We start from the raw sequence: 13,055 nt of genomic DNA on the forward strand, positions 1-13,055 counted from the left end.
AACTTTAGAGGAGTTTTCTAGGGGGACCTCATGAAGTTATTTAAGCGCGCGGCGGTATGCGTTACCGCGGCTACCGGTTTGTTATTCTTTACTCTTTCACCTTCTGCGATGGCACAGAATGCCGGCAAGATCGGCGGGGCACCCGATCTCAGCTATCCAAGCTTTGATTCGCCCAAGGATATTCCACCACACGCATTTGTATCCAGCGGCAGCATCAACGCCGCGTCCCTGGCGCCGGATGGCAAACACTTCCTGACCGTTTCCTACGAAATGGGCAATGTGAAAATCCATGTCGAGCAGACCGAACCGGGCGACATGGAGAAGCACTATCTCGGTGTTGTCCCCACCAAATATTACGATTCGGTCTATTGGGCCAGCAAGGACCGCCTGCTTATCCAGTTGGCCTCCTGGCAGCTTGACCGCAATTGGCGGTGGCACCGCAATGTCAGCCTTGTGTCCGTCGACAAAACCGGCGCCAACCTGCAACGGCTGTTCAATGTCGATATCCGCAAAGACGAAGCCTATGTCGACAGCCTGGTCGTCGACCTTCTGCCCAAAGAGCCCAATTATGTGCTGATTGAGGCCAGCAAGGACGGCAAACACGCCCCCTCGGTTTTCAAACTGGATATTTACACCGGGGAGACAACCCTGGTCATGGAAGGCCGGAGACATATCAGCCGCTGGCTGACAGACCATGACGGCAATGTCCGCCTGGGCCTCGGCTATAGCGACGACCATATCAACATGGTGGCACGCAAGGCCGGGTCGGACACCTGGCAGGAACTTCATGACAACGACCTGTTCAAAAGCGGGCGCTTCTTTCCGCTCGATTTCGATTTCGACGGCACGCACATGTTCGTGCGCTCGGCTGTCGCCAACGGCCGTTTCGCCATCTACCGCTTCGACCTGTCGACCGGCAAACTGAGCAACAAGATTTTCGAGGATTCCGATGTCGATGCCCTCGGGATCGAGCTGTCGCCATCCCGGAAACGGCTGCAGGCCGTGACCTATATCCGCGACAAGCTGCAGCGGAAATTCTTCGATCCGGTCTATAAGCATCTTTACGACATGATCGACAAGGCCTTGCCGGGGCGCAGCAATTATGTCCTGTCGCGCACACCGGATGACCATATGTTCCTCATCTATTCGGTCAGCGACCGGTACCCGGGGGCGCTTTATATCCTCGACACCACCAACGGCCATATGACCGTGCTTGGTGAAATGAACAACGCCCTCAACCCGGCGCAATTGGCCCCGACCGTCCGGGTCAATTATTTCTCCCGCGATGGCCTGGAGATCCCGGCCTATATGACCGCGCCTCTCGGTGTTGAGCCCAAGAACCTGCCGGTGGTCATCCTGCCCCACGGCGGCCCGCATGAACGCACCGACATCGAGTATGAAGAGGTGGTGCAATTTATCGCGAGCCGGGGCTATCTGGTTTTGCAGCCGAACTATCGCGGCTCCACCGGCTATAGCTACGAATACCAGTCCCTGGGGGATGGCCAGTGGGGGGGCACCATGCAGAATGACCTGGAGGATGCCGCCGATTATCTGGTCCGCGAAGGCATCGCCGCCAAGGGGCGCGTCTGCATCATGGGGCGTTCCGCCTACAGCAGCTATGCCGCGCTTCTGGGGGTTATGAAATCGCCGGACAGGTTCGCCTGCGCGGTGGCAGTTTCGCCGGTCACCGACCTTAAAGCCTATGCCAAGGATGTCAAAAATGACGACGGCAAGGCCGCGGCAGAACGCATCACCGGGGACCGCAGCAGCCATATTCTCAAGAGCCTGTCGCCGATCAAGCTGACGGAGGATCTGACCCGGCCCGTCCTGCTGTTCCATGGCGACAAGGACCGTGTCATCCCGCTCAAGCGCTTCGACAAATTCGAAAAGGCCCTCCAGAAATACGGCAAGAAGGTTACCACCATCCGCAGTAAGGATGAGGGCCACGGCCTTCATCTGCCCAAGGCCCGGACAAAATTCTACCGGGCGCTTGAAAAATTCCTGCAAGCCAACCTGGGGGACGGCGTGGTCAAGCCCACCGCCCCCAAAGACAAGACGACGGCAGACGCCGCAACGGCTGACAAAGCCGCCAAGGCGGAGAGCGGTAAATGATGAGCCGCTTCCCTGCCCGCCTTGCCACCGCCCTTTTGGGGGCGGTGCTTCTGGCTGCCCCGGCTAGTTTCACGCTCGCGGCTTTCGGGCCAGCAGCCTATGGGGCCGAGAAAGCCGACCCGGTCGCGGCTTCCGTCGCCTACTATGGCCAGGCCGATACCTTCATGAGTTCCCACCTGGCCCCGTGCGGGTGCCAGTTCATCGCCTGGAGCATGGTCGGCAACCATCCCCAGCTGCAGCTTTATTCGGTCAGCGAAAAAGGCGCCGCGCTTTTGCACAAGGCCGACCTGCCGCCCGCCCAGTTTGACTGGCTTAACTGGGTGGATGAAAGCCATGTGCTTGTCAGCATCACGGTGATCGACGACAGCTCCCCCGCCCTGAAGTTTCCGGAACACATCCACCGGGCATCGGGGCCGGAGGCCGGGCTCACGCGCCATGTTTATACCTTCGATGCCAAGGGCGGCACCTTGCGGGAAATCCTTCAGTATCCGCTCAATGATCTGAGCGCCAACGGCTCGGACGACCTCCTGAGCAGGCTGCCGAAGGACAAGGAGAATGTGATCCTGGCCTACGCGCCGGACGGTGGCGAATATCCGGGCGTCTACAAGCTCAACTATCTCACCGGCAAGACCGAGCAATTGGAGAAGGGCGAGAAGCCGTATCAGACCTGGACCGCCGATCTTGGGGGCCATATCCGGCTCGCCAGCGGCTGGGGCGACGACCATATGGAGGTCAAGATCAGGCCGACCGCCGACGGCCCGTGGGAAAGCCTCAGCGACAACCCGCTGTTCAAGGACGGCCGGTTCCAGATCGCCGGTTTCTCGGACGATGGCCTGAACCTTTATCTGCGCTCGTCGCTCGGCAAGGGCCGCAGTGTGATCTACCGCTTCGACCTCAAGAGCAAGGCGATCCGCGAGAAGGTTTTCGAACACCCGCGCTATGATGCGGGCGGGCTGATCACCAGCCCGGACGGTGAAAAAATCCTCGCGGCCACCTATATCGACGACCGGCCGGAGCTGAAAATTTTCGATCCGAAATTCCAGAAGTTCTATGACGGGCTGAAGAAAAAACTGCCGGGACGGAATTTCTACGTCGGCGGTGCCAGCAAGGATGCCGGTGTCTGGCTGGTTTATGCCAGCGCGCCGACGGTGGAGCCCGAGCTTTATTTCTACCGCGCCAAGGATGACAGCCTCACCCCGCTTTTGAAGGAGAAGAAAGGCACGCCGCCGGTACCGTTCGTGCCGATGAAAGAGGTGCATTATTTCAGCCGCGACGGCATTGAAATCCCCGCCTATCTCACGCTGCCGAACGGCTACAAAAAGGGCACGCCGACCCCGATGGTGGTGATGCCGCACGGCGGCCCGTGGGTGCGGGACATGGTCCGGCATGATGACTGGGCGCAATATTTTGCCAGCCTGGGCATCGGGGTTTTGCAGCCCAACTTCCGCGGCTCGACCGGGTACGGCACGAATTTCGAAGCCAGCGGCTACGGCGAATGGGGCAACGCCATGCAGAATGACGTGGCCGACGGCGCCGCCTGGCTTGTCGACCAAGGCATTGCGATGAAAGGACATTTGTGCATCGTCGGCGCATCCTACGGCGGTTATGCCGCCCTGATGGCGACGATCAAGAACAAGGATAGTTTCCAGTGTGCCGTCGCCCTCGCCCCCGTCACCGACCTCCGGGAATGGGTGGACACGGTTTCCTCCTCCAAGGCGGACCGCAAGGGCCTGATGTTCCGCACCGTCGGGCGGGACAAGAACAGCCTCTTGAAAAAGGCATCTCCGGCCCGGCTCGCGCGGGATGTCGGGATGCCTCTCTTGCTCGCCCACGGCACGCGTGACATCCGGGTCGCGCCGGAACACAGCCTCTACATGGAAGAACGCCTCCATAAATATCATAAGAATTTCAAGATGTTATGGCTGGAAGGCGGCTCACACTTCCTGCTTCAGGCCCCGCTGAGGACCCAGTTCCTGACCGAGGCCGGGCGTTTCGTCCTGGCGCATATCAAGCCCTGATTTTCCATAAAAGAAGGGCCGACCCCATCGGGGTCGGCCCTGGAAGAGAGAGGGCGGGCAGGAGGTTCGCAACCACACGTCCTGCCGCGCACCCGCCGTCTGCATGTCGCTTGCCGGTCCTCGCCAAAAGACCGGTGTTGCACGAACAACAGTTTGGCCCCTAAGGGCCGTATAGCTGTTGCCGCCGCAACAATTACCACTCCCGCAGGAGGCGCCCATCACCCAGAGATACGCAAGCGGTAATATCCATGCATCGGCGACCCGGGGTCCGGAGTTTTCACACGGATCAGACCCTTGGATCAGAGTGAAACCTATCATTTTTGACCCTTTGGTCAAGATTAAGTTTCAAGAAATTTTTATGACATCCATATTGGTCATAAAATCGCCTTTCGCGACCCCGAGAAAAAAATGACCAGCCGAAACCGGCCGGTCCAGTCGTTTGGGAAACGTGTAAGTGCTGGTCTTTCGAACCAGCCCCCGTCTGCCATCCCCACCGGCCAGCCACCGGTAGTGCCCTAGACGGAAATCCCCGAAGGATTCCAGCGCGGCATACGAGGGTCACTGATGAGACCGCCAGCAGGGATGCCGGCATCAACCCCTTTCATATCTAAGACGACCGGGCAGCCCGGTTTGGGAATCCTCTCCTTTGACCGGTGTCAATGAACCGGGGAGCGGCAAGGCCTATGTTGCTGGCAATCTCGAAGATATCAGGAGGAAGAGCCATGATGAAATTGTCACCCCTTATGGCGGCGGTGCTGTTGAGCGCCCTGCCCTTATCCCCCGCAGCGCTGGCCCAGGACGAAAAGGCCCCGGCCGCACAGGAAGCCCAAGCCGAAAGCAATATGCAGGCCTTCGACCGCGACATGGGCACCGCCGAACAGGAAATGCAGGCCATGCAGGCCCTGATGGCGAAAATGCAGGGCGCCAAGAGCCGTGCCGAACGCCACCAGATCATGCGCGACCACTGGCAGGCGATGCAAAAAGGCATGGGCGCCATGCGCGGCATGATGGGCAACAGCATGATGGGCTGCCGCATGGCCGGCGGGTCCGGCATGGGGATGGGCCCCGGTGGCGGCAAAGGCATGGGCCAAGGCAAAGGCGGCATGATGAATGGCCAAGGCATGGGCAAAGGCATGGGCGGCCAGGGCATGGGTCAAGGTAAAGCCATGGGCCCCGGCATGATGGGGCAGAACTGTCCTTACGGTCAGCAGGGCATGGGACCGGGTAAAGGCCAAGGCATGGGCCCCGGTAACGGCCAAGGAATGGGCATGGGCCGGGGCATGATGTGGCAGGACTGGCAGAATATGACGCCGGAACAGCGCGAACAGCATCAGTTCATGATGGGCCGCATGATGGGCCTGCAACAGCAGATGATGGAACAGATGATGCTGCGCCAGCAGTGGGCGGACCCCGAAGACACTGGCAAGGATGACGACAAGGACTGACCTCGTCAGCATAGCGGGTGAAAGCGGGGGCTTCGGCCCCCTTTTTCATGCCCCTTCCGCCCCGGAAGGGTGATCCACCTGCTTCCTCGGCGCGTATCAGACATAAGCCCAAGATGAGGAGATGGCGGCGTGGTCCATAAAAAGCTGATTTTAGGCCTGATTGCCTTCGGGTGCCCCCTGTCCCCTGCCGCCGCAAGCAATCAGTTGGACGGTATAGGCGGGCCACCGCCCGGCGCAGGGCAGGATAGCGGCTGGCGGTTAGGCGTGATGACCCTGGCAAGCCGATCCCCCTTTGCCGGGGACGGCACTTACATGCGCGTCCTGCCCGCCCTCAGCTATCGCAGCAAACACGTGTTCCTGGAGGGCCTGCAGGCCGGATACCGGCTGTTCCCATGGGAAGATGCGTCAACAAGGCCGCGCCTTACGCTCGATCTTATCGCTGCCCTTCGTCTGCAACCCGGCGCCGAAAGGAAGAAAGCCTCGCTCGATGCCGGTCTCAGGCTCAGCTACCGCCTGAAACCGGCAAGCCTGAGCGTGACGTTCCGGCAGGATGTCAGCGGGGTTCATGGCGGCGAGGAAGTCGGCGTCAAGCTCAGCAAACGATTCCGGACCGGAGACTTTACCTTTATCCCGGCGCTGGAAGCCGAGTGGCAAAGCCGCGCACTTGCCAACCATTTGTGGGGGACGACCGCCAGCCAGCATCAAAGCGCCCTAGAGGACGGCTACGGCGGGGCTTTGCCCGTTTATAAGCTGGATACCTCAGTCCTGAATTACGGCGCATCTTTGCTGAGCATATACCAGTTCGACAAGCGCTGGAGCCTGACCGGTCTTTTCAAAGCCCGCTATCTGGACCATTCCGTCATGGACAACCCAGGCATTGTCCACCGCCTCGACCTTAAGGCCGGGTTGGGGCTCAGCTATAGGTTCTAGAGCCAGAAGGGTCAGAAGCTGACGGTCATGCGGGCATAATAATAGCCGCCGTCGATCCCCCAGGGCATGGACACCCACGGATAGATGAAATTGCCGAAAGCACCGGGCTTGCGGCCTTCCGAAATCCAGCGGGCGAGCGCATGGTCCGGCAGCTTGCGCGGGTAGGTATTGAACAGATTGTTGGCGCCAACCGCAAAGGAAACCCTGTCGGAAACGGCATAGGAGATTTCGGCGTCGGCGATAAGCGCTGTGCCGGAATGGATGGTCTTGTTCCGGTCAAGCCCCAGCGTGCTGTAGGCATAGTCGGCCGGAATGTTATTGCCGTAAGCGGTATAGAAGGCCGATTCACTATCGCCATAGAAATTCAGCCGCACCACGCTGCCCCAGCGGCCCTTGCTATAGTCGGCGCTCAGCGTGGCGCGGAAGCGCGGCTGGCCATGTTCCACATTCACGCGCTCCGCCGTCGGGAAAAAGACATCCGCCGTCACCCCGCGCGGCGCGTTGATGCCGGTAATTTCCGTCTTGTTCCAGCTGAAGGAGGCATTGAGCGACAGGGCGCCGGCCAGCGCCAGCGTGCGGTAATTGGCGACGAAATCGGCACCGGTCGTGCGCGTGTCCACCGCGTTCGAGAAGAAAGACCCGGCCTCGATCCCGCCGAGGGAAATCCCACCCGGCACCGGCAAGGTGGGGCCAAGCACGATCCGGTCATGGATCAGAATGCGGTAGGCATCGAGCGTGGCGGTGAAATTGTCGCCCACGCTCCAGACGAAGCCGAGCGACAGGTTGCGGCTGGTTTCATGGCGCAGGCTGTTGACCCCGTAGGCACGCGCAAAGGCATGGCCTTCAGGCGCGATCAGCGTCTGCGTAAGCCCGGAAGGGCCAGTGTTGGTGATGACCGAACTGAAAGCCCGCTGCGCCAGCGCAGGCGCCCGGAACCCGGTGGACGCCGCCGCCCGGAACGCCAACCGCCCGGTAATCGGCAACCTCAGGGACAGCTTGCCGGTCAGCTTTGAGCCCGTCCCCGGGTAATTTTCAAACCGGCTGGCGAAACCCAGCAGCGTACCTTCGGAAGGTTCCAGTTCCATGTCGGCATAAGCGGCATAGCTCGTCCGGCTCTTGTCGCCGGCCACCTCGGGGCTATAGCCCGGGAAGCCCTGGAAGCCGCAGATCGCCGTTTGGGCCGGGTCCAGGATGGTCGGTGCAAGCTGGCCGTTGACATAGCCGCAGGCGTAGGACGCCGTGTCACCGGCTTGAATCCGGTAGGTTTCATCCCTCAGTTCCAGGCCGTAGGCAAAATGGCCCGGCCAGGCGCCCAGGTTGATATCCCCGCCCGCGTCAAAGTTGGCCGTGAACTGTTCAAACCGCAAGGTGCCGGAATAGCCTTCGGTCGGGCTCGCCGTCGTCGGATCACCGCCGGTATAATAAGCCGCCGACGCCAGCGAGACGTTGACGGTGTTCCGGGCCCCGAACGCAAAGCTTGAGCTGCCGAAATTGGCGCTGAGATCATAATCCCAGCCGCTGTCCGTGTTGAGCTTGAAGCCCACCGCCTGGGAGAAATCCCGCACATTGGTGGTTTGAAGCGGCAGGAAACCATCCGGATACAGTTGTGGGACCGAGCGGGTCGCCTGGAAAGGATGACGGAAAAAGCCACCTGACAGGCCCTTGCGGTCCGCGTAGCTGCCGAAGAAATATAGCTCGCCACTGCCGCCTGCGTGAATCCCGCCGTTCCAGACCATGGAGAAGGCATCGATATCGGTATCGCCGATCTTCATGATGACATCGCCGGTCAGCGAACTGGGGCCGGCCCGGTTGGTAGCACCCTGCGCCCGATATTCGGTCGTCAGGTTCAGATAGCCGACATCCTTGCCAAGCGGCAGGCCGACGTTGGCCGACAGGTACCGGCTGTCTCCGTCGCCTTTGTAGGTCTGGCCCCAGCTTGCCGTGGCAGTCATGCCGTCGGCACTGTCATTCAGGATCAGGTTGACGACCCCGGCGATCGCGTCCGAGCCATATTGCGCGGCGGCACCGTCCCGCAGGATTTCCACGCGCTTGATCGCCGAGACCGGAATGGTGCCCAGGTCGGTCCCGACCGAGCCCTTGCCCACCGTGTTCTGGACATTGACCCACGCCTGGCTGTGGCGGCGCTTGCCGTTGACCAGAATCAGCACCTGATCCGGCCCAAGGCCGCGGAGCGTTGCCGGGCGGACAATATCGGTGCCGTCCGAAATGGTGGTTTCGGTGAAGTTGAAGCTGGGGGCCAAGGCTTCGAGAAGCCGCCCGGTTTCCACATAGCCGTTCTGGTGCAGCGCTTCGGCGCCGAACACATCGACAGGCACGGCGGTATCGACCGGCGTCCGTCCCTGCGTCCGGGTGCCGACGGTGACGACCTCTTCGATCAGGGTCGGGTCCCGCCAAATGACGTGGGATGAGGGCTCGGACTTCTCTTTCCTGGCTGCGGTTTCGGCGCTGGCTGTTTGCTGGGCTTCTTTGCCTCCTGCATCTTCGGCAAGTGCCGCGGAACGGACGACAACGGTAATCGGGCCGGTGAAACGGAACTCCAGCCCGGTGCCTTCAATCAGGGTCGCCAGCGCTTCATGGGCGTCCATATCACCCCGCACACCACGCCGCACCCGCAGCTTGGGGGTCCCCGGCGCCACGATCAACTGCACGCCAGCCTGTTCGGAAAAGGCCAGCAGCGCGTCCCTAAGGGGCTGCGGGCGAATATGGAAATGAATGAGACGGCTTTCAGCGGCGAAGGCGGGCACGGTGGGAAGCAAAACCGGCCCAAGCACAGACAGGGCAGCCCACAAGGGGACCGCCCTCCGCCACTTACCAGCGGATGCCCACAGCACCATCCGTTTCCTCCCACCTCCAGTCCGGCCTTTGCGGCCGTCCCCCCGAGGTTCATCCGTTCATCAATAGCCGGATGTTATTTTTTTTCAGTCCCGGTGCGGGCGTCCCCCTGCCGCGCACCAGTTTTTCCGGCTTTCTTGTCAGCCATCATTAATATCCGGCTTGTGCCCAAATGCACAACCTTTATCGGATAGCCTTCTTGCAAACCGTCAAGCCAGGCCTGAACCTGATCCGGATACACGGTGCCGGTGAAACGGAAATCCTTGACCTTCTGGTCACCGATGGTGATTTCGTGTTCAAGGTAGCGGTTCAGCTCATGGATCACGTCGCCGAGGCGCCAGTCCACCATGGTCAACACACCGACACGCCAGGCCAGATCCCTGTGGACATCAGCCTTCACGACCGGGCGCATGGTGCCTTCGGGCGTATAGCCGGTAACATTGCCTGCGGTCACCAGTGCCACCTTGGACGATGCCTGAGCCGGGAAATCATGTTTCTCGTCCGGGGTGTCGACCGGACGGATCGCCACCGTGCCTTCAAGTACCCGGACCTCAACATCCTTGCTGAGCTTGCGGACATTGAAAACCGTCCCGATGGCGGTGACGCTGCCGCCCCCCGCCTGCACGACAAACGGCCGGCGCGGGTTCTTGGCGACGGTGAAGACAGCCTGCCCTTTCTGAAGCGTCAGGTGACGTTCGGCGGCGGTATAGAAAACGGAAACGCTGCTTCTGGGACCCAATTCGACGATCGAGCCGTCCGCCAGTTTAACCACCCGCTGTTCCTGGCCCACGGTCGCGTAGCTGACGGGGGCCGGATCTGTGGTGTGATTGGTCGAGGCCAGGAACAGATAGCCCGCGAGGAAGACGGCCGCGACAGACGCCGCCATACCCATCATCCACCCTACGGTGCGGCGCTCACGTTCCTCAGCTTGCGCGCGCTTGCCCTTGGGCGCAATAAGGCTGAGAACGGACCCCCCTGAAGACTTTTCAGCCACGGGAGCGGCAGCTTCGGGGGCGGGAGCAGCCGTATCGAGCGCCTTCGCCGGAACAGCGGCCAGCACGCCCCACAGGGTTTCCATACGGCGGAAAGCGCGGCGGTGATTGTCCGAGCCCTGAAGCCAGGTCTGCCAAGCCTTGAGCTCAGCCGCCGTCATGCTGCCATCCTCCAGGCTCAGATAATAATCTGCCGCCTGATTGAGCACGCCCGGGTCTATCTTGTTGTTATCCGTCTCGGCCATCGTCTTTCTCTTATGCGCCCCAAACATCCAGCTCATCCCCCAGCACGTCGGCGCAGTGGACAAGGGCTTTCAGGACATATTTCCGCACCATGCTTGAGGTCAAACCCATGTCGGCGGCGATATCCTCATAGGCGCGGTTTTTAAATTTATATTCGACAAAGGCGTAGCGGCATTTCTCCGGCAGCGCCTCGAGACACTTGACCACCTGGGCAATAACCTGGCGACCTGCGACCTCACGTTCCGGCGTGAAACCGAAAACGTCGTCGACTTGGGACGGGGCTTCTTCATCCAGCCATGCCTGCGCCCGGGTGCGTTGGCGCACACGGTCGATGGCAATATTGGTGGCCGTCTTGAAGAGAAAGGCACGCAGGAACCCGATGGTGCTTGTGTCATCCAGCCTGAGCAGGCGCACATAGGCTTCCTGGGCGACCTCGACCGCCTCTTCCCGGGAGTTCAGACGGCTGGTCAGATACCGGACCAGTTCGTCATTATGGCTCTGGAACAGATCGCGGACGTCGGCGCGCGTGAGGGGTTTTGCCGCTGCCGCATCTGCGACATCGGTCTCTACCCTTCCCTTTTCGCGCTGCTTGTCAGCGGTCATCCCAGTCTCCCTTATGAATTAAGACGACGATCTTAACCGATTTGGGAATCCTATTCGAAATTTTTTGCACGTCATGAGTGATCTGACAGGAAATCGCTAACGTATTTTTAAATAGTACGCACTATAGTAGTAACTTAACTTCTGGATGTGCGTTTAAGTTTAATATTGCACGCACCCGACGAAGTTTCCGACGGGGGGTCGGTAGAAAATTGAGGGGAATATCCCATGCTAAAATTTTTCCGTGGCAACGGCGCCGATGGGGCCGTTCAGGCTGCCATATCCAAACAAGACCGAGAGACCACCGACCAGCATAATCTTGAGAAACTCCTTCTTGAAACGATGCCGGTCAATATCATCCTGTGTGAGCCGATCACCGGCATCATCTCCTACGCAAACGCCGCCAGTAAGCGGACACTACGTGACCTTGAACAATATCTGCCGATCAAGGCAGATGAGATCGTCGGCCAGACCATCGACATCTTCCACAAAAAGCCCACGCATCAGCGCCGCATGATTGCGGACCCAACCAACCTGCCGCATACCGCCGTTATCCAGCTCGGCCCGGAATTTCTGGAACTGAATGTCAATGCGGTTGTGGATGAGCATGGCGCCTACCGCAGGGCGCTCCTGTGCTGGACCCGCGTCACCGAACGTGAAAAATTCCGCAACCAAAGCGCCAGCCTCAAGCAAATGGTCGACAAAATGTCAATCAACGCCATGATGTGCGACCCGGAAACGCTTGAAATCACCTATATGAACGACGCCAGCCGCGCGACGCTCAAACGCCTTCAGCAATACCTGCCGGTCGATGTCGACAATATCATGGGCCAGTGCATCGATGTGTTCCACAAGCACCCCGAGCACCAGCGCCGCATCCTCAGGGACCCGGCCAACCTGCCCTATCAGGCCAAAATCAAGCTTGGCCCGGAATCGCTGCGGCTGGATATTACCGCGATCATGGCGGATGACGGCAGCTATCTCGGTGCGCTTGCCACCTGGGATGTCGTCACCAACCAGGTCCATGTGGAAAATATGGTCTCCCAGTCCGCCATGGAGGTAACCGGGGAGACCCGCTCGCTCGCCGAGCAGGCCACAATGATGGCAACCGTAGCCGAACAGAATATCGGCATCGCCGCCAAGGTCGCCGAGGATTCCACCACCGCCACCGACCATGTGCAGGCTGTGGCGTCGGCGACCGAGGAGCTCTCAAGCTCGATCGTCCAGATCGCCCAGCAGGTAGCCCACGCAAGTGCGATTTCCGCCAAGGCCACTGAACGCACGGAACTCGCCAACAAGGTCGGCGTGGAACTGACCGAGGCCTCGAACCAGATTTCGCAGGTCGTGCAGCTGATCAACGATATCGCCGATCAGACAAACCTTCTCGCGCTCAACGCCACCATTGAGGCGGCGCGCGCGGGCGAAGCCGGCAAGGGCTTCGCGGTGGTCGCAAGCGAGGTCAAAAGTCTCGCAAACCAGACCGCCAAGGCGACAGACGATATCGCCCGGCAGGTGGCGTCAATCCAGGACCGTACGGAGCGGATGGTCACCTCGCTTAGCGAAATCGGCAGCATCATCAACGAGGTCAACACCATCGCCACGGAGATTGACGGCTCAACCTCCCAGCAGGGTGAGGCCACGCAGGAGATCTCCCGCAGCGTCGATCAGGCGGCGCAGCGCACCCGTGACGTTTCCGCCAGCATGGAGGAAATGCGCAAGGCCTCCGAACGGGCGGCGGAAAGCGCACGGGCGGTCCAAATTTCGTCCGACAGGCTGACATCGGTCGCGACCACCATGCATGACGAGGTCCGCAACCTTCTGAAATAAAAGTAAAATCATAAAAATTGGAGAAGGCGGGCAGC

Annotated in this window: 8 protein-coding genes; 5 read left to right on the plus strand and 3 right to left on the minus strand. The window is 60.3% G+C overall.

The features are described from left to right. The first annotated feature begins 30 nt into the window (after positions 1–30). The 4 genes from K6118_RS01385 (at position 31) to K6118_RS01400 (ending at position 6,505) form a co-directional block, all read left to right on the plus strand. The gene (locus K6118_RS01385) at positions 31–2,112 is read left to right on the plus strand and encodes an alpha/beta hydrolase family protein (protein ID WP_247118336.1); all 2,082 of its coding nucleotides are present in this window, start codon (positions 31–33) and stop codon (positions 2,110–2,112) included. Beyond that, positions 2,109–4,130, plus strand: a complete 2,022-nt coding sequence (locus tag K6118_RS01390; RefSeq protein ID WP_247118337.1) for a S9 family peptidase — start codon at positions 2,109–2,111, stop codon at positions 4,128–4,130. Before K6118_RS01385 ends, K6118_RS01390 begins: the two co-directional genes overlap by 4 nt. A 722-nt stretch (positions 4,131–4,852) precedes the next feature. Next, entirely contained in the window at positions 4,853–5,575 is a 723-nt protein-coding gene (locus K6118_RS01395; protein ID WP_247118338.1) for a hypothetical protein, read from the plus strand. Positions 5,576–5,842: 267 nt separating this feature from the next. Next, on the plus strand, positions 5,843–6,505 hold the full coding sequence (locus K6118_RS01400) for a MipA/OmpV family protein (protein ID WP_281500549.1): 663 nt from the start codon (positions 5,843–5,845) through the stop codon (positions 6,503–6,505). An 11-nt stretch (positions 6,506–6,516) separates the two neighbouring features. On the opposite strand, the gene K6118_RS01405 is transcribed toward K6118_RS01400, so the two are convergent. The 3 genes from K6118_RS01405 to K6118_RS01415 all read right to left on the minus strand — a co-directional run bounded on the left by K6118_RS01405 (position 6,517) and on the right by K6118_RS01415 (position 11,196). Next, positions 6,517–9,360: a TonB-dependent receptor gene (locus K6118_RS01405; protein ID WP_247118340.1), complete on the minus strand. Its 2,844-nt coding sequence runs from the start codon at positions 9,358–9,360 to the stop codon at positions 6,517–6,519. A 74-nt stretch (positions 9,361–9,434) separates the two neighbouring features. Continuing rightward, positions 9,435–10,595, minus strand: a complete 1,161-nt coding sequence (locus tag K6118_RS01410; protein WP_247118341.1) for a FecR family protein — start codon at positions 10,593–10,595, stop codon at positions 9,435–9,437. Positions 10,596–10,605: 10 nt separating this feature from the next. Continuing rightward, positions 10,606–11,196, minus strand: a complete 591-nt coding sequence (locus K6118_RS01415) for an RNA polymerase sigma factor (RefSeq protein WP_247118342.1) — start codon at positions 11,194–11,196, stop codon at positions 10,606–10,608. A gap of 225 nt (positions 11,197–11,421) precedes the next feature. Between K6118_RS01415 and K6118_RS01420 the strand changes: the two genes are divergently transcribed. Next, positions 11,422–13,020, plus strand: a complete 1,599-nt coding sequence (locus K6118_RS01420) for a methyl-accepting chemotaxis protein (protein WP_247118343.1) — start codon at positions 11,422–11,424, stop codon at positions 13,018–13,020. The last annotated feature ends 35 nt before the right edge of the window (positions 13,021–13,055 follow it).

The organism is Kordiimonas marina, from assembly GCF_023006325.1.
In the GTDB taxonomy this organism is placed as follows: domain Bacteria; phylum Pseudomonadota; class Alphaproteobacteria; order Sphingomonadales; family Kordiimonadaceae; genus Kordiimonas; species Kordiimonas marina.

What these genes read in the sequence shown, in the direction of transcription:
- K6118_RS01415 (WP_247118342.1), bottom strand. Translation starts at nt 11,196, where the DNA reads ATGACCGCTGACAAGCAGCGCGAAAAGGGAAGGGTAGAGACCGATGTC.
- K6118_RS01405 (WP_247118340.1), bottom strand. Translation starts at nt 9,360, where the DNA reads ATGGTGCTGTGGGCATCCGCTGGTAAGTGGCGGAGGGCGGTCCCCTTG.
- K6118_RS01385 (WP_247118336.1), top strand. Translation starts at nt 31, where the DNA reads ATGAAGTTATTTAAGCGCGCGGCGGTATGCGTTACCGCGGCTACCGGT.
- K6118_RS01400 (WP_281500549.1), top strand. Translation starts at nt 5,843, where the DNA reads ATGACCCTGGCAAGCCGATCCCCCTTTGCCGGGGACGGCACTTACATG.
- K6118_RS01420 (WP_247118343.1), top strand. Translation starts at nt 11,422, where the DNA reads ATGCTAAAATTTTTCCGTGGCAACGGCGCCGATGGGGCCGTTCAGGCT.
- K6118_RS01410 (WP_247118341.1), bottom strand. Translation starts at nt 10,595, where the DNA reads ATGGCCGAGACGGATAACAACAAGATAGACCCGGGCGTGCTCAATCAG.
- K6118_RS01390 (WP_247118337.1), top strand. Translation starts at nt 2,109, where the DNA reads ATGATGAGCCGCTTCCCTGCCCGCCTTGCCACCGCCCTTTTGGGGGCG.
- K6118_RS01395 (WP_247118338.1), top strand. Translation starts at nt 4,853, where the DNA reads ATGATGAAATTGTCACCCCTTATGGCGGCGGTGCTGTTGAGCGCCCTG.